Genomic DNA, 21,773 nt, shown 5'->3' on the forward strand with positions numbered 1-21,773 from the left:
GCGGTTCTCGTTTTCGTCCCCCGGGCCGGTGGCGACGGCGCGACTCGGTACGGGGGAGGGGCGAGACCTCGCCCACCCCGGGTCCCCCTTGCCCAGATCTGCACGTCATCGCGGGGTTGACAGAGTATCCAGCCTGGATACAGGCTGGATGTATGACCCGAGTTGATGGCCTGGCCGCACGGCGGCGCGGGCGCTCGGCCGCGTCGACGACGCCGCCGGGCTGGCGGGCGCCGGTGGCGCTGGGGCTGATGGCCGCGGTCGCTCCGATGGCGCTGGGTTCGTGGGTGATCCCGCTGTTGGTGCCCGTCGCGATCTCCAGCGTCAGCGCGGTGGGACTGTCGTTGCTGGTCGGCCGGGCAGGGCTGATCTCCCTGGGGCAGGGCGCGCTGGCCGGGGTGGGCGCGTTCACCGCCGCGTCGGTGAGCGTCCGGCTCGGCGCCCCGCCGGAGCTCGCACTGTGCGCCGCGGTCGTCGCGGGCGGTGCGGTCGCGTGCGCGCTGACGCCCTTCCTGCGCCTCAGCGGCCTCTACCTGTCGCTCGCCACTCTCGTGCTCGCCCTGATGTTCCAGCGGATCGCGGTCCTGGCCGAGCCGGTCACCGGCGGAGCCGACGGGGTCGCGATGGAAGGGAGTCTGCGCCTGGGAGTCCTCGACGTCTCCAGTGAGGCGACCTTCTACGCGGTCGCGTGGGCCGCCGTGATCGTGACCGGCGTGCTGGTCGCCAACGTCCAGCGCAGCCGTATCGGGCGCTCCTTCGAGGCGCTGTCGGTCGGGGAGGACCTGGCCCGCTCGGTGGGAGTCCGCGTGACGAAGGCCAAGAGCACGGCCTTCGTGATCAGCGGCCTGTGCTCGGGGCTGTCCGGGGGGCTGTACGCGTACTACAACCAGTTCCTGACGCCCGAGCAGTTCTCGGTCGGGCAGTCGATCGTCCTGCTCGCGGCCGTGATCGTCGGCGGTCCCAGAAGCCCCTGGGGCGGGGTCGTCGGGCTCGTGGTGCTGCAGGTCCTGCCCGAGGCCGTGGACCTCGGTTCGGACCGGGAGGCACTCCTCACACCGCTGCTGCTGCTGGTCTTCGCCGGGTTCCTTCCGCAGGGCCTCGTGGCGGCGGCCGGCACCGGACTCGGACGCCTGTGGCGACTCGGGCCCCTGGCACACCCCTCGCGGTCCGTCGTGACGACCGGACCCTCGGAAAGGACCGCCGATGAGCGGTGACGAACGACACGGGCTGACCGTCGCCCGGCTCTGTCGAAGCTTCGGCGGTCTCCAGGTGCTCCGCGACGTGGGCTTCCGGCTGGACCCGGGCCGCGTGGTCGGGCTGATCGGCCCCAACGGCGCGGGCAAGTCCACCCTGATCAACTGTGTGACCGGGGTTCTCGCGCCGGACGGCGGGGACATCTGGCTGAACGGCTCCCGGGCGACCGGCCGATCACCCGATGACCTGTGCCGCAGCGGGCTGTCGCGGACGTTCCAGCACGCCCGGCTGCTCGAACACCTCACGGTCCTCGACAACGTCCTCGTGGGTGCGCACGTCCGCGGGCGGGTGGGCATCGTGGCCGCCGCGCTGCGGCCGCCGTCCGTCCGGCACGAGGAGCTCCGGCTCCGCGAGTGCGCCATGCGCGCGCTGGACCTCGTCGGATGCGGCCACCTGGCCGGCACGCCGGCGCACGCGCTCACGACGGGTCAGCAGCGGCTGGTGTCGGTGGCCCGCGGGCTGGCCGGCGACCCGCGGTTCGTGCTGCTCGACGAGCCCGCGGCCGGGCTCGACGACACCGAGACCGGCGCCCTGGCGGACGCGCTGCGCCAGGTCGCGGCCGGGGACGTCGGGCTGCTGATCGTCGAGCACCACCTCGAACTGATCATGGAGCTGTGCGACGAGGTGCTCGTCCTCGCCGGCGGCGAGGTGGCCGCGTCCGGGCCGCCCGCGGTGGTCCGCGACCACCCGGCCGTGGTCGACGCCTACCTCGGGACGCCGCTATGAGCGCCCCCGTGCTGCGTATCAGTGATCTGGTCGCCGGGTACGGGGCGGCGGACGTCCTGCACGGCATCGACCTGAGCGTCGGCGGCGGTGAGATCGTCTGCCTTCTCGGTTCCAACGGGGCCGGGAAGACCACTCTCGCGCGCTGCGTGGCCGGCCTGCTGAAGCCGCGCTCCGGTTCGGTCACGGACGGCGGGAACCGGCTGGACGGTCTCTCCCCGTCGCAGCGGGTGCGCCGAGGCATCGCCCTGGTGCCTGAGGACCGCGGCCTGTTCGGCGGCCTGACCGTAGCCGACAACCTCGAACTCGGCGGGTTCCGCCACGGCCGTCGGCACGCCCTGGACCGGCTGTCCCTGGTCGTGGAGATCTTCCCGCCGCTGGCGGCCCTGCTCCGGCGGTCCGCGGGGACACTGTCGGGCGGCGAGCAGCAGATGACCGCGATCGGCCGCGCGCTGATGGCCGACCCGCGCTTCCTCGTGCTGGACGAGCCCTCGCTCGGGCTCTCGCCCGGCATGACCAGGCAGATCCTGAAGGCCCTGCGCGCGCTCGCCGATGACGGGATCGGAATCGTCCTCATCGAGCAGAACGCCGCGCTCGCCCTGGGAGTCGGCGACCGGGCGGCGGTGCTCCGGCGAGGCCGGATCGCGGTCACCGGCGCCGCGTCAACGCTGCTGGACGACCCGATGGTGATCCACGCCTACCTGGGAGGACGGGGCAGTGGCTGAGACCGCCCAATTCCTGATCACCGGCGTGATCGCCGGTGCCGCCTACGCGCTGCTGTCGCTGACCTGGGCGCTGGTGCGGAAGGTGTCCGGCCAGTTGTTCTTCGTCAGCGGCTGCATGGTCGTGCTGGGAGTCCTCGGGACGAACGCCCTGACCGAGCGCGGCTGGCCGCCGGCGCCCGCCGTCGTCGTGGTGGTCGCGTCGGCGGGAGCGGTGACGCTCGCCGCGGACGTCCTGATCCTGCGGCGCGTCCCGCGGCAGACCGAACTCAGCGGCACCCTGGTCATGCTCGCCCTCGCGTTCGTGATGGAGGAGCTGCTGAGCCTCGGGTTCGGGCCGGAGCCGCGGCAGCTCGCCCCGGCCGTGGCAGGCCCGCCGGTCTCGTTCCTCGGGGCCAGTCTGCAGCGTCAGCAACTCCTCATCGTCGGTGCCACCGCCGTCCTCATCACCGCGCTCGTGCTCGCCGGACGATCCCGCTGGGGCAAGGCCATGCGCGCCTGCGCGCAGAATCCCACCGGGGCCATGCTGGTGGGGATCCACCCGACCGCGGTCCGGACGATCGGCCTCGTCATCGCCGCGGCCCTCGGGGCGCTGTCGGGGGTCCTCCTCGGACCCGTCGCCGCGATGGCGCCCGCGTCGGGGTTCCTGTTGTCGCTCAAGGGCTTCATAGCCGCCGCCCTCGGCGGCTGGGGCTTTCTCGGCGCGACGGTGGCAGGACTCTTCTTGGGGCTCACGGAGTCCCTCACGGCGGGCTATATCTCCTCCGACCTCAAAGACGTCGTGTCCCTGGCCCTCCTGTTGCTGGTCCTGCTCGGCAAAGACTCGATCCGCCTGCGGCGGGTCGGTCGCGTCCGCATCTCCGATGATCGGCGCGAGGCTCCCGTGTCCTCTCACCCCGCCACAGATTAGGAGTCGGTCATGTCTCGAATCGCCCTGCTGGCCGTAGGCGCCTCCGTGGTCGCCGGCGCGGTCGGCTGCTCCGCGGCCGGTCAACCGGCGGCGCAGAAGGACAAGAATTCCGTGTACATCGGCGCGATGTTCGACCTCACCGGGCCCTTCGCGCCGGTCGGCGCCGCGGAGCGGCAGGCGTTCGCCCTCGCCGTCGCCCAGGCCGAGCGCGACACCGGCATACGGCTGCGGACGCGCGTCGAGGACTCCCGGACGAGCCCGGACACCGCCGTGAAGATCACACGCGAGTACCTCCGGGACAAGGTGTCGGCGATCGTCGGGCCGACCCCGACGCAGTTGTGCGATCCGGCGCACCGGCTCAGCGACGCGGCCCGTACCCCCATGTTCTGCATCACGCCGTTTCCCGAGAGCACCACGCCGTCGCTGTTCCTGGTCGACGCTCCGAGGGTCACGCTCGTCGGCGACGTGCCCGCGCAGTTCATGCAGAAGCGCGGATGGCGGCGGGTGGCCTGCGTCTACACGGCGGACGCCGGAGGCAAGGGCTATGCGGACGCCATAAGCCGGGCCGCGCCCAGATACGGCCTTGAGGTCGTCGCGAGCGAGTCCTTCCAGCAGGGGGAAACCGACCTCACCGCGCAGCTCACCAAGGTTCGCGCGGCGAAACCCGATGTCGTCTACTCCTGCTCATCCGGCGCGAACCTGATCGCGGTCCTCAAGGGCATGGCTCAACTGCGGATGCCGCAACCGGTGTTCGCCGGCCACGCCTCGGTCAACTACGACCTCGCGCACCTGGCCGCTTCGAATCTGCCCGAGGGCGGCGTGTACTCCGACGCCAGCCCCGTCCTGATCCCCGATCAGGTGCCGTCCGGAATGGCCGGCGCGGCGAAGGCGAAGCAGTTCGTCGACGCCTATGCCAAGGCCAACGGCGGCAGACGCCCCGACACGGTCGGGGGCTATGTCGCCGACACCGTCGCGCTCATCGCCCAGGCGGCGAAGGCGGCGGGCAGCGGCGACGCCAAGTCCATCGCCCGGCGCATCGAGAGGACCTGCGGGTACGAAGGCGTGCTCGGCCGGTACTGCTTCTCCCCGGACGACCACCGGGGCCTCGCCGGCGAGTCCAGCATGATCGTTCGATGGACGCCCACCGGGGGCTTCAGACTCACCGAGGTCCTTTCGTCGCAGAAGACGCCGGCGCCCTCGCCTTCGGCGGGTTGATCGTGCGCGGATCGGTTCAGTACGTGTCCGGCGCGAACTGGTCCACCGCCGCGTCCCGGTCGGCGCGCAGGTGGACGCGCAGCGCGGCCTCGGCGGCGTCGCCGTCGCGAGCGCGCAGCGCGGTGAGGATGTCCCGATGCTCCGCCAGCGCCGCCGCGAGCCTGCCCGGGTGCGTGAAGGTCAGATGCGACACCCGGCGGGACTCGTCCTCCAACTGCTCCAGAATCCGGGCCAGGCGGGCGTTGCGCGCCGCCCTCGTGAAGCGGCGGTGGGTGGCCACCGCCAGTTCGAACGCCTCCTTCAGATCGCCGGCCTCGCGCAGCCGGTCGGCGTCGTCGGCCTGTACTTCCAACTCCGCGATCTGCTCGTCGGTGAGCCGGCGGGCGCCGATCCGGATCGCGTAGCACTCCAACTGCTCACGCAATTCATAGATCTCGACCACGTCGTGCGGCGCGAGCTCGGTCACGAAGGCGCCGCGACCGGGCACCAGCCGGACGAGACCCGCCTGGGCGAGCTGCTTGATCGCCTCGCGCACCGGGGTGCGGCTGATCCCATACGCCTTGGCCAGGCGGACCTCGGACAGCAGCATCCCCGGCGCCAGCTCGCGGGTGAAGATCTGCTCGCGCATCCGCTCATATGCCTGTTCACGCAGGTTGGGCTCCTCGTGGGACCCGCTTCCCGCAGCAAGTTCGTTGATCGTCATACAGCCAGTATACCGAGGCTTGCACACCTGGACGCACCCTGTATACTGCCTGGATACCGCTTGGGAGGATCGATGGCATCGGTCAGCCGCACCACTTCATCCAACGAAGGGCGGACAACGCCCGAGGAGCGGGAGTTCCGCGAGGCGATGAGTTCGTTTCCGACCGGAGTGACCGTCGTCACCACGTTCCACGAGGGCGTGCCCTACGGAATGACCCTCAACGCGTTGACCTCGGTCTCGCTCGACCCCCGACTGCTCCTGGTCTGCCTGGCGTCGACGAGCCGGACGGCGCGCGCGGTGATCGGCCGCGGGATGTTCCGGGTGAACCTGCTCGCCGAGAACCAGGCCGCGGTGTCCCGGGAGTTCGCCCGCCGGGGCGCCGATCATTTCGCCGGCGGGGACTGCTCGCTGGACGAGCACCATCTGCCCGAACTTCCCGGCGCGCTCGGCTCGATCGTCTGCGAGGTCGACACCGTGCACCGCGGCGGCGACCACGAGATCGTCATCGGCAGGGTGCTCAGCTGCCAGGTCCGGCCGGGGTCTCCGCTCCTGTTCTACGGCGGCGGCTACGGACGGTGCACCCTCGTCGCCTGACGCCGTGTGAGAAGGATCTGAGGAAGAGAGGACCGACATGACCGTCACCGAGCAGCTCTACATCGGCGGATCGTGGACCGAGGCGGACGGCGGCGCGACGTTCACCACCACCGACCCCGCGACCGGCGAGGTGATCGGCACCTGCGCCGAGGCGGGCGACGCCGACGTCGACGCCGCCGTCCAGGCGGCGTGCCTCGCTCGCGAGGATCCGGCATGGGCGGGAATGAGCCCGGCGCACCGCGCCAGGCTGCTGTGGCGGGTCGCCGAGCTCATCGACGCGCACGCCGACGAGCTCGCCGAGCTGGAGACGCGCGACCAGGGCCAGCCGATCGAGATCGCCCGCACGGTCAGCGTGCCGGGGGCAGCCGAGCACTTCCGGTATTTCGCGGGCTGGTGCACCAAGATCGAGGGGTCGGTGACGCCGATCTCGATGCCCGACACCATGCACTACACGCGCCGTGAGCCGGTCGGCGTCTGCGCTCTGATCACGCCGTGGAACTTCCCGCTGCTCATCGCCTCCTGGAAACTGGCGCCGGCGCTGGCCTGCGGCAACCCGGTCATCCTCAAGCCGGCCGAGCAGACCCCGCTGAGCAGCGCGCGCCTGGTGCGGCTGTTCCATGAGGCGGGCTTCCCGCCCGGCGTGGTCAACCTCCTCACCGGCGGCCCCGAGGTGGGCGCCGCGCTGACCGCCCATCCGCGCGTCGACAAGGTGTCCTTCACCGGATCCACCGAGGTCGGGCGGCAGATCGTGCGGGCGTCGGCGGGCAATCTCAAGCGCGTGACGCTGGAGCTCGGCGGGAAGGCGCCCAGCATCGTGGCGCACGACGCCGATCTCGGCGCGGCCGTCCGGGGGAACCTGCAGGGCGGCCTGCTCAACAGCGGGCAGATCTGCGCCGCCTACTCGCGCATCTACGTGGACCGACGCCGCGCGGACGAGTTCGTCGAGACGCTGGCGGCGGCGGCGCGGACGCTCCGTGTCGGCCCCGGCCTGGACCCGGCCACCGATCTCGGCCCGCTGGTCTCGGCCCGGCATCTCGAACACGTCGACGACCACGTACGCGGCGGCGTCCGGGACGGCGCGCGACTGGTCACCGGCGGCGCCCGCGCCGACGGCGCCCTCGCCCGCGGCCACTTCTACCGGCCGACCGTGTTCGCCGAGGTGACCGACGCGATGCCGATCGCCCGCGAGGAGATCTTCGGGCCGGTCCTGTCGGTGCTGGCCTATGACGACCCGGAGGAGATCGCGGGCCGTGCCAACGACTCCGACTACGGGCTCGCGGCATCGGTCTGGACCCGCGATCTCGGTACGGCCCACCGCCTGGCGGCCGCGGTCAGGGCGGGCGCGGTGTTCGTCAACGCGCTGCCCGTCCCCGACGCGGCGGCTCCCTGGGGCGGGTTCCGGACCAGTGGCTGGGGCCGGGAGATGGGCCCCCAGGCGATCGACGCCTACACCGAGACCAAGGGCGTGTGGGTGCACCTCGGCACCTGACACCCGATGACCCGTCCCAGAAAGGCCACGCCATGGAGACCCATCCGCTCGACCCGCTCTCGGCCGAGGAGATCGACGCGGTACGCGAGATCATCACCCATGAGGGCAAGCTGTCGCCCGGGGCCAGGTTCCCGCTGATCCTTCCCGAGGAACCTCCCAAGGAGGCCGTCGAACGCGGTGAAAAGACGGTCGACCGGCGCGCGCGGGCCGTGGTGCTCGACACCGCGAACGGGGACACCTTCGACGCGGTCGTCTCGCTCACCGACCGGAAGCTCCTCTCGTGGCGCCGGGTCCCGACCCGGGAGCACCCCTACGGCCAGGCGCCGATCATGTTGCAGGAGTACGCGGACGTCGAAGAGATCGTGAAGGCCGACCAGGCCTGGCGCGACGCGATGGCCATGCGGGGGGTCGAGGACCTCGACCTGGTGTTCGTCACTCCGCTCTCACCCGGCCAGTTCGGCTTCCCGGACGAGGTGGGCAAGCGCGTGCTCCGATCGCTGTTCTTCGTCCGTCACGACCCGGACGACAGCCCGTGGGCGCACCCGGTCGAAGGGCTGATCGCCTACGTGGACGTCATCGAGCGCAGGATCATCAGGCTCGTCGACACCGGCGTCGTCCCCGTCCCGGCCGAGTGCGGCAATTTCGACGAGGCGTCGGTGGGACCGGCGCGGACGAGCCTGAAGCCACTGGAGATCACACAGCCCGACGGCCCGAGCTTCACCGTCACAGGGCACCAGGTGACCTGGGAGAACTGGCGGTTCCGGATCTCGTTCAACGCGCGCGAGGGCCTGGTGCTGCACCAGCTGGCGTTCCAGGACGGCGGCGTCGACCGGCCGGTGGTCTACCGGGCGTCGATCGCCGAGATGGTCGTGCCGTACGCCGACCCGGGCGACACCCGCTTCTGGATCAGCTACTTCGACCTCGGCGAGTACTCCCTGGGCTCATGCGTCAACTCCCTCGTCCTCGGCTGCGACTGCCTCGGCGAGATCCACTATTTCGACGCCGTCCTGGCCGACGCGGAGGGCCGTCCCTACGTGGCCCGCAACGCCGTCTGCATGCACGAGGAGGACTACGGCGTCCTCTGGAAGCACACCGACGTCATCACCGGCGCCGCCGAGACCCGCCGGTCACGGCGTCTGGTGATCTCGTTCTTCACCACGGTCGGCAACTACGACTACGGCTTCTACTGGTACCTGTACCAGGACGGCACCATCCAGATGGAGGCCAAGCTCACCGGGGTGGTGTTCACCGGAGCGGCGGGGGAGGACTTCCCGTTCGGCACCCAGGTCGCCCCGGGCCTGGTGGCGCCCTACCACCAGCACCTCTTCTGCGCCCGCCTGGACATGAACGTGGACGGCTCCGCGAACAGCGTCCACGAGACGGACATCACCCCGCTGCCGATGGGAGACGGCAACCGCTACGGCAACGCGTTCCAGCCCCGCAGGACGCTGATCGCCCGGGAGTCGGAGGCGGCGCGCATGGCCGATCCGGCCGCGGGCCGGTACTGGACGGTGTCCAACTCCGGGTCCCGCAACAGGCTCGGCCAGCCGGTCGGCTACAAGCTGATGCCCCACGCGAGCCCGACGCTCTTCGCGCATCCGGACTCCGCGGTGGCGAAACGAGCCGCGTTCGCCACCCGGCACCTGTGGGTCACCCGCTACCACCCGGACGAGCGCTATCCGGCCGGCGACTACCCCAACCAGCACGCCGGTGGCGCCGGACTGCCCGAGTGGACCGCCGCCGACCGTCCGCTGGAGGACCAGGACCTCGTGCTCTGGCACACCTTCGGCAGCACCCACATCCCGCGTACGGAGGACTGGCCGGTGATGCCCGTCGAGTACGCCGGATTCACCCTCAAGCCCGTCGGCTTCTTCGACCGCAACCCCGCGCTCGACGTCCCGGCCACGACCGGCGGGACATGCGCCCACACCGCCCAGGGAGACTCCTGTGACCACTCGTGAACAGCGGTTCGTCCACCTCGCCGCGGAGCTGGCCGACGACTTCGCCGAACGCGCCGACGAACACGACCGCGACAACACCTTCCCGTTCGAGAACTTCGAGCGCATGCGCGAAGCCGGATACCTGCGGCTGACCGTCCCGGAGGAACTCGGCGGGCTCGGCGCCGACCTCAACGACCTGGTCGCCGCGCAGGAACGGCTGGCCATGGGATGCCCCGCGACCGCCCTCGTGGTCAACATGCACGTCTCGCCGATCGGCCAGCTCGCCAGCATGTGGCGGTCGGATCCGCAGCCCAGGCTCGAACAGTGGCTCCGTGACTGCGCCGAGGGCAAGGTGATCAACGCCGTGCTGTCGGCCGAGCCCGGCGCGCCGCTGCTGCGGGACTCGCGGTGCACGGCCGTCCGCGTCGACGGCGGGTACCGGGTCACCGGCAAGAAGATCTTCGGGACCGGCTCCTCGGTGATGACGCACTTCTCCAGCATGGCCCGCTTCGACGACCCGGAGACGGGCCCGCAGATCATCTTCTACCGGCTTCCGGCCGAAAGCCCGGGGATCGAGGTCCTGCGCACCTGGGACACGCTCGGCATGCGGGCCACGCAGAGCAACGACGTGCTGTTCGACGACGTCTTCGTCCCGGATGAGGCGGTCTTCCACCGGTATCCCGTCGGCACCCTGGACGGCACGCTCCTCAAGACGGTCTGGGGATGGGCGCAGCCGACGTTCGCCGCCACCTACCTCGGCACCGCGCTGGGCGGAGTGCAGCGGCTCCGGCGGCAGATCATCGAACCGCGCGGCCTCGCCGACCAGCCGCAGGTCCAGGCGCTGATGGCGGAGATCACGGTGCTCACCGAGACCGCCCGCGCCACGATCCGCGACGTCGCCCAGGAGATGGCGCGGGGGCGCCTGTTCACCGAACTCGACGTCCAGAACGGGATGAGCAGGGCCGTGATGGCCAAGTACGTGGGCGCCAACAACGCGGTGGCGATCATGGAGAAGGTCATGACGATCGCCGGCGGCGCGGCGTTCTACAACCGGTCCTCGCTGGCCCGCATCTACCGGGACGTGCGCGCGGCCACCATCCAGCCCTACAACAACCTGGACGCGCTCGACCTGTTCGGGAAGACCTCGCTCGGGCTCCCGGTCGCACCGGTCAACCCGCTGCCCGCGGAGGCCGTCGGGAGCCGGTCGTGAGCGCCGTCGTCCCCGCCGCGGACCACCTCACCGGAGATCTGCTGGACCGGGCCCTCGTCCTCCTGAACACGGATCCCCACCTGGACCGGTGGAGGTCGGCGCGCATCTGCCTGCGCGAGACCCCCGGGCCGGACCTGTGGCTGGTGGTCGACCGCGGAACCGTCCGGCGGGCCGGCGACGGTCGGGACGGCGCCGACCTCAAGCAGATCCGGATCGCCGGCACGGCGGCCGAGTGGAAGCCGATCCTGGACGGACTGCACGGCGGGCTGCACCGCGCGTGGCGGTACCACCTGCTCCGCTTCGAGGGAGACCCCGTCGCGCTGCTCGACCTGTGGAAGACCATCTGGCGACTTGGTGACGCACTGGCAGACGCGTACCGGAGGGGCTGACATGCCGTACCTCGACATCGGCGGTACCCGCCTGTACTACGAGCGGTTCGACACCGGCCGCCCGCCGCTGGCCCTGGTGCACGGGGCGGGCCAGGACACCCTGTCGTGGCAGTACGTGAGCGACCGCCTCACCGACCACTTCTCCGTCATCGCCCTTGACCTGCCCGGCCACGGCAAGAGCGCACGCCGCCCCGACGGCGCCGCCGTCGACCACTACGCGGACCACATCCCGTACGTCGACGGTCTCATGGCCGCGCTCGGCCACCGCCGGTACGTCTTCATGGGCCACTCGTTCGCCGGCGGCCTCGGACTCAGCCTCGCCCGCGCCCGGCCGGACTCGGTGGCCGCCGTGATCATGCTGGACGGCACCGGGTGCCCGTCGGCCGCCTGGGGCGGAGACGCCTTCGATCTCGTGGCGATCAACCCCACCGACTGGATGGAGGTCAACTTCCGGCTGATCTGCGGTCCCACCACGAGCCCCGCGCGGGTCGACGAGATCTCCCGGGACGTCCTCCGGTGCCCGCCCGACGTCGTCCAGGGCGACATCAAGGCGTTCGCCCGAACCGACCTGCAAAGCGATCTGCCGACGATGACGACGCCCCTCTTGGCCGTTCACGGCTTGGACGACTGGTCCATCCCACCGGAGCTCGGCCGCCGTACCTGCGAGCAGATCGGCGGCCCCGCCGTCTTCCGCGGCCTCTCCGACGTCGGGCACTTCCCGCACGTCGAAGCGCCCGACCGCCTGATGGACGCCGTCGACGAGCTCTGGCCGGGCTTCGCCGCCGACCACCTGGAGCCGAGCATGACCGAGGAGAGCACACGATGAACGACACCGATCCGTACCGGATGCTCATCGACGGCAAGTGGGTCGACGGCTCCACCGGCGAACGGTTCGACTCCCTCGATCCGTACCGCCAGAGGCCGTGGGCCAGCATCCCGCAGGCGTCCGACGCCGATGTGGACCACGCGGTCCGCAGTGCCCGAGCCGCGTTCGAGACCACCTGGCGCAAGACGAACGGAGGGGAACGCGCCAGGCTCATGCTGCGGCTCGCCGACCTCATCGAGGCCGAGGCGCCGCGGCTGGCCAGGCTGGAGACCACCGACAACGGCAAGGTGATCCGCGAGACGACGCGGCAGATGGGCTTCGCCGCCCGCAACTACCGCTTCCTAGCGGGGCAGGCCGACAAGCTCTACGGGCAGACGATTCCCCTGGACAACGCCGATCTGTTCGACTTCACCCTGCACGAGCCCGCCGGCGTCGCCGCGCTCCTCGTCGCCTGGAACTCCCCGATCCAGCTACTGACCAACAAACTCGCGCCCGCGCTCGCCGCGGGCTGCACCGTGGTGATCAAACCGTCCGAGCACGCGTCGGCGACCACCCTGGAGCTCGCCCGGCTCGCCGAGGAGGCGGGTTACCCGCCCGGCGTGATCAACGTCGTCACCGGCGACGGACGCGTCGGAGCCGCACTCACCGCGCATCCCGACCTCGATCTCATCTCCTTCACCGGTGGGCAGCGCACCGGACGCCTGGTCGCCAGGGCGGCCGCGGACAACCTGGTCGCCGTAGCGCTCGAACTCGGCGGCAAGTCCCCGAACATCGTGTTCGCGGACGCCGACCTCGACGCCGCGATCCCCGGAGCACTGGCCGGCATCTTCGGCGCCGCCGGGCAGACCTGCATCGCCGGCTCGCGGCTGCTGGTCGAGCGGCCCGTCTACGAGACGGTCCTTCAGCAGCTCGGGGAGCGCACCGCCGCCATCCGCCTCGGCGACCCCCTCGACCCGGAAACCGAAATGGGACCGGTCGCCAACCAGCTCCAATACGACACCATCCTCGACTACATCGCGGCCGCCAAGGCCGGCGGCGCACGCCTGCTCACCGGCGGCGGACCTGCCGACGACCCGAACCTGCCGACCGGATACTTCGTGCAGCCGACGGTGTTCGCCGACGTCACCGGCGACATGAAGGTCGCGTCCGAGGAGGTCTTCGGCCCCGTCCTGGCGGTGATGCCCTTCGACGGCGAGGACGAGGCCATCCGCATCGCCAACTCGACCCAGTACGGCCTCGCCTCAGGTCTGTGGACCCGCAGCCTGTCGCGGGCGATGCGCGTGGCAAGGGAGATCCGGGCGGGCACGGTCTGGATCAACACCTACCGCACCAACGCGGCGCAGGCCCCGTTCGGCGGCTACAAGAAGAGCGGATTCGGCCGCGAGCGCGGCCTCGATTCGCTCCACGACTACCTGCGCGTCAAGAACGTGATGGCCGACCTCTCCGAGGACGTCGGCGACCCCTTCGCCATGCGGGTCTGACCGGCTTCGCCATGCGGGTCTGACCGGCGAACCTCCCTCCACAACACTCCAAGAAGGCAGGAAATCGATGAGCCTTACCGGCAAGGTCGCCGTCATCACCGGCGCCTCCAGCGGCATCGGCCACGCCACCGCGAAGGCGCTCGCCGCCCAAGGCGCCACCGTCGTGGTGACCGGACGGCGCGAGGACCGGCTCGCCGCGGTCGCCAAGGAAGTCGTCCAGGACGGCGGCACAGCCGACACCTACACCTGCGACGTCACCGACGAAGGCCAGGCCACCACGATGATCGAAGACATCGTAAAGCGCCACGGGCGTGTCGACGTTCTCGTCAACAACGCCGGCGTGATGCTGCTCAGCCGAATCGAACGCGGACTCACCGACGAATGGCGTCAGATGACCGACGTCAATGTGCACGGCGTGCTCTTCCCCACCTACGCCGTCATTCCGGTAATGAAGGCCCAAGGGTCGGGCGCGATCGTGAACATCTCCAGCACGGCGGCCCGCCGCAGCCGCCCGCTCGGCGGCGTCTACGCCGCCACCAAGGCGGCCGTCACCGCCCTTTCGGAATCGGTCCGCCTGGAACTCCTCAAGGACGGCATCGGCGTCACCGTGATCATCCCAGGCGCCGTGGACACCGAACTGGCCACCCACATCACCGACAAGGAAGCCCAGGGCGGCATCGCGGCACTGAAGCAGAACATGGAATTCCTGCAGCCGGAGGACGTGGCCGCCGCAGTGGTGTACGCCGTCGGCCAGCCGAGCAGGGTCAACGTGTCAGAACTGGTCATCCGGCCGCGGATGCAGGAATTCTAGGTCTCCTGGAGACATCCCGTGAGCTCACCGGAACATTCCGATCCACGTTCGAGCCGGCGGCTGCTGCGACCTTACGGACCGAACGGTCACGACGCGCCGCGATTCGCCTACTCTCTCGGCGTCCAGCATGGAGGCATGGTCTTCATCGCCGGCCAGGTCGCGCGTGATGCGGCCGGCCGACTGATCGGACCGGCCGATCCCGAGGCACAGGCCGGGCAAGTCTATGAGAACCTGCGCACCGTGCTCGCCGAGGCGGGCGGGGGACCCGGCCACATCGTCGCCACCACCACCTACATCACCGACCGCGCCTACCGCGAACCGGTCACCGCGGTGCGCCGCCGCTTCTTCGAAGGAGAGGATTACCCGACCAACACCTTGGTCATCGTCGCCGGTCTGGGCCTCCCCGAGTATCTGGTCGAGGTCTCCGCGATCGCCGTGGTCCCGCAAGGCTGACAGGCCCTGGCGCGGAGGGGCGCAAGGGAAACCAGCCGTAAGGCGGAAAACGGGAGTGCTCGACATCTTGATGTCGGCACCTAGGCAGCACTGCTTGTTCCGCGGGAGGTGATCAGGGGCTCCGCGGGACATGCCGCTGCCGGCGGCAGCATGAACCGCCCCAGCCGATTAATGTCAATGCTCCAGATAAGAATCGGGGCTGGGCGCACTTGTGATGATGGTGTGGGGACGGGGCTGCGCAGGCTGTCGTCGTTTTGGCGCTCTGGGCAGTACTAGGCCGATCCCGATGCATCCGGCGACGTGAACCACGGGTCCTCCCCGAAGGCCCGGGTGAGTCGCTCGCGGACGGTGTCCCGGACCTCGGCTCGGGCAAGACGGACGATCGGCTCCCAGCAATGTTCTCTGACCGCCGCATGACGCGCGGCGTCCGGACACATCAGCACCGCGATGACCCGGATGGGCCAAAGGAGCCGTTGCACGTCCCCGCCGGCCAGCAATGTCGCAAGGCTCCCGGCGCCCGATGCCGCGACGACGCTTGCGAGCACATACCGCCAGGACCACTGGACCGCGGATCCGATCGCTCCCGCGTGGCGCAACGCATCGGGCACGGGCTGCTCGTCCTGCTGCAGAAGAGTATTCTCCACCATGCGAAATATCCGGCCCCGGACCTTTTCGTACTGCGCGAGCGCATACGCCATCTGTGCAAGCAACTCACACCAGAAATGTGTTCTCCGAGCCCATTGCTGAAACTCGGCCATGAGTTGCGGGCCGAGGTGATCGGCGACCCGCCGCAAGACCATTCCTTGCGTTGGTTCGTCCGGGGTGTCCTCGAATGACAGCTCCTGCGCCGTCCTCGCGCAGTCAAGTAGCCTGCGGTCACGATGCAACCAGTGGACGACATCCGCTTTGGCGCAGCCGATCGCGGCCTGGCGGCGGGTGAGCCTTGCCGACCTCGCATTCAGGTCCCACTCGCTCTCTCGCTGCTTCACATGCCTCTGTACATCCTCAAGGGACCCATCTGCAATTCTGAACGCCCCTTGGCACCCATGTCTCGCGCCGCCACAAGTGCATACACAACCAGGGAGCCTGGCATCCGCGCAACTCCAGTTGTGGGCCATGCGTTCCTCCGGAAGTTCGCTAGGAGAACGCATCATCCAAGCCAGTGAGTGCGTGTGTACATCCTTGATTGGTAACAGATGTCTGCCACCCTGACCGGTCTGAGGCGGGCGGTTAGTTGAGTTCCAGCAGGAAAGGCGCGGGCTAGCTGAAGTTGGTCGAGTTCAGAGGCGAGCCTGTCGGCGGGTGTAGTTCTCCATGATCGGCCCGTTGTCGAGGAGGCCGGTCGCCGAGTTGCGTAGACGGTCGGCGAGTGCAGTGGCGTCGCCGTTGTAGCCGTACCCTTGCAGGCCCTTGAGGGAGAAGTACGCCCGGTCAAGCCAGACGGGGCCGCACCAGTATTCCTCCGGCGCGAAGAACGGCGAGTTCTTCGAAACGGCAGGAAATGGATAGTGGGTGGCGAATTCGTTCCGGACGATCAGCTTGGCGTAAATGGCGGCGGCCTGCGGCCGGGTCGCGACGCCGGCCCGCAGCGGGATCGCGCCTTCGATGCCTCGGGCCCCGGTCGACGAGGCGGCGACCAGAGGTGAGGTCGACGGTCGCGCCGGAACTCGGGCCAAATCGGACCAGCACCAGCACCGGGCCGCGGGCGGGCGGGGTCGGCCAGCAGCGCCCTACCCACCACGCGCGCGCGGGCTCGGAAGAAAAGGCGGGGGTCGAAGGCGTCGCCTCCTCCGAAGGGGCGGCCATCTCGCCTCTAACCGAGGGGTCGGTAGTGCAGGCGCAGCGGCTGGGTGGGCAGGGCGCGGGCTTGGCGGAGCTGATCCGGGGTCAGTGGCTCGTCCCTGGTCGGGTCATTGGGACTGCTGGCGCGTCACCCAGGTGTCAGCGCGTACTCCGAACTCCGTCTTCACCTGGAACTTGGTGACCTTTCCCCCGGAACAGGACGGCCAGAAGCCGACGTCCAGCCTGCTGCCACCGAACAGGATCCACCAGGCATCGACACCGGCTTTCTCCAGCCGAGCGCTGATCGTGCCCTTCTGCACGCCCGTCAGTTCATAGCTGGCTTGTTCGCCCGGCTGCATGACGATGGTGAACTTCTTCTCGTGCAGGGTGCCGACGTAGGTTCCGATCCATTGGGGGTACTGCGACGCGCACTCCGCGGCCTGGACGGGAGCGGTCTTCGCTGGGGCCGCCCCAGCGGGGTGAGCCGTCAAGGTCGCCGCGATGGTGGCGGCGGCGACACCGGTGGTCAGGGCGAACACGACGCGCTGGACTCGAGGCATGGCGGGATCCTTCGCAGGTGGGGGCGGTACTGGACTGCCCGCCGGGTCGGGAGCAGTATCCACATGCCATCACTAAAGGTGATTTGACGACAACTCTCTGTAGGTATGCCTGTCGCATCCCACTGGTTTGAGAAGTCAGCCTCCGGCGTGAGGTTGTGACGGTTTGGGGGAGGGTCAGCTGGCGCGCGGTTCGGGCGTGTGCTGTGTGCCGGGAGCTTGGGCTGGTGGGGCGGACGTGTCGGAATCTGCCGGATCTCCCTTGAGGGGCACAGCGGTACGCCCCGGCTCGCGCTCGGATTGCCCGCACCGGGCCCAGTCGGCATCGGACCGCCGCGCCGCAACCCTGGCCCGGTCGGCTCGTCGGGTGGACCGGAGTGGTCGCAACTCCTCATTCCTGGCGCGCCGCGTCTTCGCCGGAGCAGGCGTCGTGAGCATGACCTCGTCATCCCCCGGTGACGGTGTCCGAGCTGACGGTGGACGAGGACCGGTCGGCGATGTAACGTGCATCTCGATGAAACATTCGTTTCATCGAAACATCAGCACTTAGGCGGTGGCATGGCGGTGTTCTGCAGGACGTGCGGCTGGTCGGACGGCCGCCCGCTGACCGGAGGGCGCTCCGCCGCGGCGGGCGGGCGAAGGGCGGCGGCCCGATGAGCGCCGCGGTCTGGGGCGTCGTCGCGGCCTCGTTCGCCGCCTGCTTCGTGGAGGCGGTGGAGGCGGCCACCATCGTGATGGCGATGGGATTCACCCGAAGTTGGCGTTCGGCCCTGCTCGGAACGGCCGCCGCGCTGGGCGTGCTGACCGTCGTGACGGCGGTCCTGGGGCTCGGCTTCGGGGACTGGGTTCCTGAGTCCGGACTCCAACTGGTGGTCGGAACCCTCATGCTGATTTTCGGGTTGCAGTGGCTGCGCAAGGCCGTCCTGCGTTCCTCCGGCCGCAAGAAGATCCATGACGAGGAGGAGATCTACCGGGAAGAGGTCGAGGCGGCGCTCGCGGCCGGTCACGGCGTCGGACGCATCGACATGTTCTCGTTCATGGTGTCCTTCAAGGGCGTCTTCCTCGAAGGCGTCGAGGTGGTGTTCATCGTCATCACGTTCGGCGTCAACGCGCACAACGTGCCGGGCGCGGCCGCCGGGGCCGGCGCGGCCCTGCTCGTCGTGCTCGCCGTCGCGGCGGCGATCGGACGCCCGCTGTCGATGATCAACGAGAACCTGCTGAAATACGGGGTCGGTCTGCTGCTTGCCTCGTTTGGAACGTACTGGGTGGGAGAGGGCAGCGGGACCTTCCGGGCCGGCGGGGAGAGCCTCGAATGGCCGGGCGGTGACCTGGCGATCCTCGGGCTGCTGGGTGTGTGGTTCCTGACCTGCTACACGCTCGCCCGCCTGCTGCGCGTCCCCGCGGCGGGCGGCTCGGTCCTCGCGCCCGGCTCGACGGAGGGCGCCCGATGAGCTTCGTTCGGGCCTTCGGGCGGTTCTGGTACGACCTCGTGATCGGCGACGACTGGAAGATCGCCGCCGCGGTGGTCGGCGCGCTCGCCGCGCTGGCGGCGGCGGTGTCCTTCGAGGTGCTCGGCGAGACGGCACTGGCGCTGCTGAGCGGCCTGGCCTTCGTGACCGCCTTCGTGGTCAGCGTGGCGATCGACGTCCGTGCCCCTGCGAACGATGACCGGTGAGCGCGGTCCGGTGAGCGGACGTCAGGACGGGTCGGTGACCGTCCGCTCGTAGACGTCCGCCTCGAACTCTTCGAGGAGTTGCTCACAGTCGGAGACCCTGGCGCGGGCGGCCTCACGGCCGTCCGCCGACATCCAGTCGCGCTCCTCGACCCGGGCGAGCCACCGGCGGAGCTTCTCCAGGTCCTGGCGGATCTCCTCGGCCTCCTCGAAGGTGTAGTTCTCCCGGTAGCGCTCGAACTCGATCTCCTTGAAGAACTTCGTCTCGCACTCCTCGATGATCTCCGCGTACTCCTTCGACGACTGGCCGCGGAAGCCCTCGATGAACTGTTCGCGCACGTCGGGCTCCACCTCCCGCAGCACGAGGAAGATGCTCGATCCGCCGAGTTCGTCGATGCGCTTGCGGGTCTGGCGGAGCCGGTCGCGCAGGCCGTCCCGGTCGGGCAGGACGCAGACCGCCTGCTGGACGTACAGCCCGCCCAGCCGCTTCAGCTCACGCCAGACCGCCACCCTGGCACGCGACGAGTCGCTCGGCACGCGGTAGATCAGCATCAGCCACGACTCGCCGCTCGGATCGTCGGCGGCGGGCACGCCGGGTTCGTCGGACACGCCCTCAGGGTAACGGCAATGATCCAGCGCCGGTCCGGCGCGGCGCTGCTCCCGGCGGCGCCGCGCGCGGTTCAGCCGAGGTGGCTCATCACGTGTTTGACCCGCGTGTACTCCTCGAAGCTGTACATCGAGAGGTCCTTGCCGTACCCGGAGTGCTTGAAGCCCCCGTGCGGCATCTCGGCGATGAGGGGGATGTGGGTGTTGATCCACACGCAGCCGAAGTCGAGCCTGCGGGACACCCGCAGCGCCCGCGCGTGGTCGCGCGTCCACACGCTCGACGCGAGCCCGTAGTCGACGGCGTTGGCCCACGCGACGGCGGTGTCCTCGTCGTCGAACCGCTGGACAGTGATGACCGGCCCGAAGATCTCCTCGGACACCATCTCGTCGCCCTGCCGCAGCCCCGCGACGACGGTGGGCGCGAAGAAATAGCCGGCGCCGCCGACCCGTCCGCCGCCCGCCAGCAGCCGCGCGTGACCCGGCATCCGGTCGACGAAGCCACCGACCCTGGCGAGCTGCGCGGCGTTGTTGAGCGGCCCGTAGTCCGCCGACGGGTCGTCCGGGGGCGCGGTGACCGTCTTCGCGGCCCGGTCGGCGAGCGCGGCGGCCAGATCGTCGTGCACGGACGCGGAGGCCAGCACGCGGGTCGCTGCGGTGCAGTCCTGCCCGGCGTTGAAGTAGCCCGCCGCCGCGATGACCTCGGCCGCCCGCTCCACGTCGGCGTCGTCGAAGACGATGACCGGCGCCTTGCCGCCGAGTTCGAGATGGAGCCGTTTGAGGTCTTCTGCGCCGGCCCGAGCGACCTCGACGCCGGCCCGGGTGGAGCCGGTCAGCGAGATGAGCCGCGGGGCCGGGTGCCGGACCAGGGCGCGGCCGGTGTCGCGGTCCCCGGTGACGACGTTGAACACGCCCGGGGGGAGGAACTCCGCGGCGATCTCGGCGAGCAGCAGCGTGGACACGGGCGTGGTGTCCGACGGCTTGAGGACGATCGTGTCGCCCGCGGCCAGCGCGGGGCCGATCTTCCAGGCCGCCATCGCCATCGGGTAGTTCCACGGAGTGATCTGACCGACGACGCCGACCGGCTCCCGGCGGACCCAGGAGGTGTGCCCGGCCAGGTACTCCCCGGCGGCCCGGCCCTCCAGGTTGCGGGCGGCGCCGGCGAAGAAGCGCAGCGCGTCCAGGACCTGGAAGATCTCCTCGTCCATGGTCGGCCGGACGGGTTTCCCGCAGTTCTCGACCTCGGCCGCGACGAGGTCGTCCGCGCGGTCCTCGACGGCGTCGGCGATCCGGTGCAGGGCGAGCTGCCGCTCCGCGGGCGTCGTGTCCCGCCAGCCGTCCTCGAACGCGGCGGCCGCGGCGGCGAAGGCGGCGTCCACGTCGGCGGGGCCCGACAGCGGGGCCGCGGCGAACGGCTCCCCGGTGACCGGGCTGAGGACGTCCGACGTCCGGCCGTCGGCCGCGTCGACATGACGGCCGCCGATGAAATTGCGCAAGCGTCGAATCGGATCGGACAATGTTCTCTCCTTACCCCGTGGGGCCATTGTTGCGCATCAGGAAAATGATCTTAAGGGGCATCTGGTATCGCCAGGTCAAGTTAGCCTTGCCTTCGTTGTGCGTCAGCTCAGGATAGGCATTCCTTCGTTGCGGACCGGGTGGAATTTCTATATTTTCGACTCGGCTTCTATAAACGGAGGAATTCATGACGATCGACGTTGCCGTGCCCTATACACCTGAGCACCATCACAGCCACCGCGACGTCACCGGCGGCTGGCTGCGGCCCGCCGTGTTCGGCGCGATGGACGGTCTCGTCTCCAACTTCGCCCTGATCGCCGGCGTCGTGGGCGCGTCGGGGACCGGCCGCGCGGCCGTGCTCGCCGGGGTCGCCGGGCTGGTCGCCGGCGCCTGCTCGATGGCGGCCGGCGAGTACACGTCGGTGAGGTCGCAGACGGAGCTGATGCGCGCGGAGATCGCCGTGGAGCGGCGCGAGCTCGGCCGCAACCCGGACGGCGAGCGAAACGAACTGACCGCCCTGTACCGCACCCGCGGCCTGGACGAGGACCTGGCGCGCCAGGTGGCCGAGAGCCTGTCGGCCGACCCCGAGCAGGCACTGCGCGTACACGTCCGCGAGGAGTTGGGGGTCGACCCCGACGACCTGCCGTCCCCGTTCGTCGCCGCCGGGTCGTCGTTCTGCGCGTTCGCCCTCGGCGCGCTGGTGCCGCTCGCGCCGTTCCTGTTCGGAGCGTCGGGCCTGGTGGTGGCGCTGGTGGTGAGCTTGCTCTCGCTGTTCGGGTTCGGCGCGGCGGTCGCGCGGATGACGGCGCGGCCCTGGTGGCTGGGCGGTGTGCGGCAGCTCGTCCTCGGAGTCGCCGCCGCCGCCGTCACCTTCGGCATCGGCAGTCTGCTGGACGTCACGATCTCCTAGCCCGAAGTTCTCCAGGT

At 70.1% G+C, this 21,773-nt stretch carries 23 protein-coding genes; 17 read left to right on the forward strand and 6 right to left on the reverse strand.

Features of this window, described 5'->3' with window-relative positions; all coding sequences use genetic code 11:
- The first annotated feature begins 152 nt into the window (after positions 1-152).
- The 5 genes from FXF68_RS40055 to FXF68_RS40075 are packed head-to-tail and all read left to right on the forward strand — an operon-like array spanning position 153 to position 4,821.
- The gene (locus FXF68_RS40055; RefSeq protein ID WP_148768049.1) at positions 153-1,211 is read left to right on the forward strand and encodes a branched-chain amino acid ABC transporter permease; all 1,059 of its coding nucleotides are present in this window, start codon (positions 153-155) and stop codon (positions 1,209-1,211) included.
- Positions 1,201-1,977, forward strand: a complete 777-nt coding sequence (locus tag FXF68_RS40060) for an ABC transporter ATP-binding protein (protein WP_148768050.1) — start codon at positions 1,201-1,203, stop codon at positions 1,975-1,977. Before FXF68_RS40055 ends, FXF68_RS40060 begins: the two co-directional genes overlap by 11 nt.
- 8 nt (positions 1,978-1,985) lie before the next feature.
- Positions 1,986-2,699 carry an ABC transporter ATP-binding protein gene (locus tag FXF68_RS40065; RefSeq protein ID WP_148768051.1) on the forward strand — a complete coding sequence of 238 codons (714 nt, stop codon included), beginning with the start codon at positions 1,986-1,988 and terminating at the stop codon, positions 2,697-2,699.
- On the forward strand, positions 2,692-3,606 hold the full coding sequence (locus FXF68_RS40070) for a branched-chain amino acid ABC transporter permease (RefSeq protein ID WP_148768052.1): 915 nt from the start codon (positions 2,692-2,694) through the stop codon (positions 3,604-3,606). The genes FXF68_RS40065 and FXF68_RS40070 overlap by 8 nt, the downstream gene beginning before the upstream one ends.
- 9 nt (positions 3,607-3,615) lie before the next feature.
- Entirely contained in the window at positions 3,616-4,821 is a 1,206-nt protein-coding gene (locus FXF68_RS40075; protein WP_148768053.1) for an ABC transporter substrate-binding protein, read from the forward strand.
- 16 nt (positions 4,822-4,837) lie between these two features.
- Here FXF68_RS40075 and FXF68_RS40080 read toward each other — a convergent pair whose 3' ends face one another.
- Positions 4,838-5,524 carry a GntR family transcriptional regulator gene (locus tag FXF68_RS40080; protein WP_148768054.1) on the reverse strand — a complete coding sequence of 229 codons (687 nt, stop codon included), beginning with the start codon at positions 5,522-5,524 and terminating at the stop codon, positions 4,838-4,840.
- 72 nt (positions 5,525-5,596) lie between these two features.
- Here FXF68_RS40080 and FXF68_RS40085 point away from each other — a divergent pair, with 72 nt between their 5' ends.
- The 9 genes from FXF68_RS40085 to FXF68_RS40125 all read left to right on the forward strand — a co-directional run bounded on the left by FXF68_RS40085 (position 5,597) and on the right by FXF68_RS40125 (position 14,717).
- The gene (locus FXF68_RS40085; protein ID WP_222870325.1) at positions 5,597-6,118 is read left to right on the forward strand and encodes a flavin reductase family protein; all 522 of its coding nucleotides are present in this window, start codon (positions 5,597-5,599) and stop codon (positions 6,116-6,118) included.
- A gap of 37 nt (positions 6,119-6,155) precedes the next feature.
- A complete protein-coding gene (locus tag FXF68_RS40090) occupies positions 6,156-7,607 on the forward strand; it encodes an aldehyde dehydrogenase family protein (protein ID WP_148768055.1) in 1,452 nt (483 codons plus the stop codon).
- A 32-nt stretch (positions 7,608-7,639) separates the two neighbouring features.
- Positions 7,640-9,568, forward strand: a complete 1,929-nt coding sequence (locus FXF68_RS40095) for a primary-amine oxidase (RefSeq protein WP_148768056.1) — start codon at positions 7,640-7,642, stop codon at positions 9,566-9,568.
- On the forward strand, positions 9,555-10,757 hold the full coding sequence (locus tag FXF68_RS40100; protein ID WP_148768057.1) for an acyl-CoA dehydrogenase family protein: 1,203 nt from the start codon (positions 9,555-9,557) through the stop codon (positions 10,755-10,757). Before FXF68_RS40095 ends, FXF68_RS40100 begins: the two co-directional genes overlap by 14 nt.
- Positions 10,754-11,146, forward strand: a complete 393-nt coding sequence (locus FXF68_RS40105) for a hypothetical protein (protein WP_148768058.1) — start codon at positions 10,754-10,756, stop codon at positions 11,144-11,146. The genes FXF68_RS40100 and FXF68_RS40105 overlap by 4 nt, the downstream gene beginning before the upstream one ends.
- Before the next feature lies 1 nt (position 11,147).
- The gene (locus FXF68_RS40110; protein ID WP_148768059.1) at positions 11,148-11,972 is read left to right on the forward strand and encodes an alpha/beta fold hydrolase; all 825 of its coding nucleotides are present in this window, start codon (positions 11,148-11,150) and stop codon (positions 11,970-11,972) included.
- On the forward strand, positions 11,969-13,453 hold the full coding sequence (locus FXF68_RS40115; RefSeq protein WP_148768060.1) for an aldehyde dehydrogenase: 1,485 nt from the start codon (positions 11,969-11,971) through the stop codon (positions 13,451-13,453). Before FXF68_RS40110 ends, FXF68_RS40115 begins: the two co-directional genes overlap by 4 nt.
- 67 nt (positions 13,454-13,520) lie before the next feature.
- Entirely contained in the window at positions 13,521-14,264 is a 744-nt protein-coding gene (locus FXF68_RS40120) for an SDR family oxidoreductase (protein WP_148768061.1), read from the forward strand.
- A gap of 18 nt (positions 14,265-14,282) precedes the next feature.
- A complete protein-coding gene (locus tag FXF68_RS40125; protein WP_281292269.1) occupies positions 14,283-14,717 on the forward strand; it encodes a RidA family protein in 435 nt (144 codons plus the stop codon).
- 272 nt (positions 14,718-14,989) lie between these two features.
- Here FXF68_RS40125 and FXF68_RS40130 read toward each other — a convergent pair whose 3' ends face one another.
- The 3 genes from FXF68_RS40130 to FXF68_RS40140 form a co-directional block, all read right to left on the reverse strand.
- Positions 14,990-15,706 (reverse strand): hypothetical protein, encoded by a 717-nt coding sequence (locus tag FXF68_RS40130; RefSeq protein ID WP_148768063.1) that lies wholly within the window; start codon positions 15,704-15,706, stop codon positions 14,990-14,992.
- A gap of 291 nt (positions 15,707-15,997) precedes the next feature.
- On the reverse strand, positions 15,998-16,393 hold the full coding sequence (locus tag FXF68_RS40135) for an MGH1-like glycoside hydrolase domain-containing protein (protein ID WP_148768064.1): 396 nt from the start codon (positions 16,391-16,393) through the stop codon (positions 15,998-16,000).
- Positions 16,394-16,627: 234 nt separating this feature from the next.
- Positions 16,628-17,059 carry a hypothetical protein gene (locus FXF68_RS40140; RefSeq protein WP_148768065.1) on the reverse strand — a complete coding sequence of 144 codons (432 nt, stop codon included), beginning with the start codon at positions 17,057-17,059 and terminating at the stop codon, positions 16,628-16,630.
- Positions 17,060-17,634: 575 nt separating this feature from the next.
- Here FXF68_RS40140 and FXF68_RS40145 point away from each other — a divergent pair.
- Both FXF68_RS40145 and FXF68_RS40150 read left to right on the forward strand, forming a co-directional pair.
- Positions 17,635-18,507, forward strand: a complete 873-nt coding sequence (locus FXF68_RS40145; protein WP_222870326.1) for a COG4280 domain-containing protein — start codon at positions 17,635-17,637, stop codon at positions 18,505-18,507.
- The gene (locus FXF68_RS40150; RefSeq protein ID WP_148768066.1) at positions 18,504-18,731 is read left to right on the forward strand and encodes a hypothetical protein; all 228 of its coding nucleotides are present in this window, start codon (positions 18,504-18,506) and stop codon (positions 18,729-18,731) included. Before FXF68_RS40145 ends, FXF68_RS40150 begins: the two co-directional genes overlap by 4 nt.
- A 21-nt stretch (positions 18,732-18,752) precedes the next feature.
- Here FXF68_RS40150 and FXF68_RS40155 read toward each other — a convergent pair whose 3' ends face one another.
- Both FXF68_RS40155 and FXF68_RS40160 read right to left on the reverse strand, forming a co-directional pair.
- A complete protein-coding gene (locus tag FXF68_RS40155; protein ID WP_148768067.1) occupies positions 18,753-19,337 on the reverse strand; it encodes a Chromate resistance protein ChrB in 585 nt (194 codons plus the stop codon).
- Between the two features lie 71 nt (positions 19,338-19,408).
- Positions 19,409-20,875 carry an aminobutyraldehyde dehydrogenase gene (locus FXF68_RS40160; protein ID WP_148768068.1) on the reverse strand — a complete coding sequence of 489 codons (1,467 nt, stop codon included), beginning with the start codon at positions 20,873-20,875 and terminating at the stop codon, positions 19,409-19,411.
- A gap of 158 nt (positions 20,876-21,033) precedes the next feature.
- Here FXF68_RS40160 and FXF68_RS40165 point away from each other — a divergent pair, with 158 nt between their 5' ends.
- On the forward strand, positions 21,034-21,756 hold the full coding sequence (locus FXF68_RS40165; protein WP_148768069.1) for a VIT1/CCC1 transporter family protein: 723 nt from the start codon (positions 21,034-21,036) through the stop codon (positions 21,754-21,756).
- Positions 21,757-21,773: the final 17 nt, after the last annotated feature.

The sequence above is a fragment of the Actinomadura decatromicini genome (assembly GCF_008121305.1).
GTDB classification, from domain to species: Bacteria; Actinomycetota; Actinomycetes; order Streptosporangiales; family Streptosporangiaceae; genus Spirillospora; species Spirillospora syzygii.

Bases quoted from the DNA above. Each gene is read 5' to 3' on its own strand.
- FXF68_RS40085 (WP_222870325.1), top strand. From the start codon at position 5,597: ATGGCATCGGTCAGCCGCACCACTTCATCCAACGAAGGGCGGACAACG.
- FXF68_RS40095 (WP_148768056.1), top strand. From the start codon at position 7,640: ATGGAGACCCATCCGCTCGACCCGCTCTCGGCCGAGGAGATCGACGCG.
- FXF68_RS40115 (WP_148768060.1), top strand. From the start codon at position 11,969: ATGAACGACACCGATCCGTACCGGATGCTCATCGACGGCAAGTGGGTC.
- FXF68_RS40160 (WP_148768068.1), bottom strand. From the start codon at position 20,875: ATGGCCCCACGGGGTAAGGAGAGAACATTGTCCGATCCGATTCGACGC.
- FXF68_RS40110 (WP_148768059.1), top strand. From the start codon at position 11,148: ATGCCGTACCTCGACATCGGCGGTACCCGCCTGTACTACGAGCGGTTC.
- FXF68_RS40075 (WP_148768053.1), top strand. From the start codon at position 3,616: ATGTCTCGAATCGCCCTGCTGGCCGTAGGCGCCTCCGTGGTCGCCGGC.
- FXF68_RS40055 (WP_148768049.1), top strand. From the start codon at position 153: ATGACCCGAGTTGATGGCCTGGCCGCACGGCGGCGCGGGCGCTCGGCC.
- FXF68_RS40080 (WP_148768054.1), bottom strand. From the start codon at position 5,524: ATGACGATCAACGAACTTGCTGCGGGAAGCGGGTCCCACGAGGAGCCC.
- FXF68_RS40120 (WP_148768061.1), top strand. From the start codon at position 13,521: ATGAGCCTTACCGGCAAGGTCGCCGTCATCACCGGCGCCTCCAGCGGC.
- FXF68_RS40090 (WP_148768055.1), top strand. From the start codon at position 6,156: ATGACCGTCACCGAGCAGCTCTACATCGGCGGATCGTGGACCGAGGCG.
- FXF68_RS40060 (WP_148768050.1), top strand. From the start codon at position 1,201: ATGAGCGGTGACGAACGACACGGGCTGACCGTCGCCCGGCTCTGTCGA.
- FXF68_RS40165 (WP_148768069.1), top strand. From the start codon at position 21,034: ATGACGATCGACGTTGCCGTGCCCTATACACCTGAGCACCATCACAGC.
- FXF68_RS40140 (WP_148768065.1), bottom strand. From the start codon at position 17,059: ATGCCTCGAGTCCAGCGCGTCGTGTTCGCCCTGACCACCGGTGTCGCC.
- FXF68_RS40150 (WP_148768066.1), top strand. From the start codon at position 18,504: ATGAGCTTCGTTCGGGCCTTCGGGCGGTTCTGGTACGACCTCGTGATC.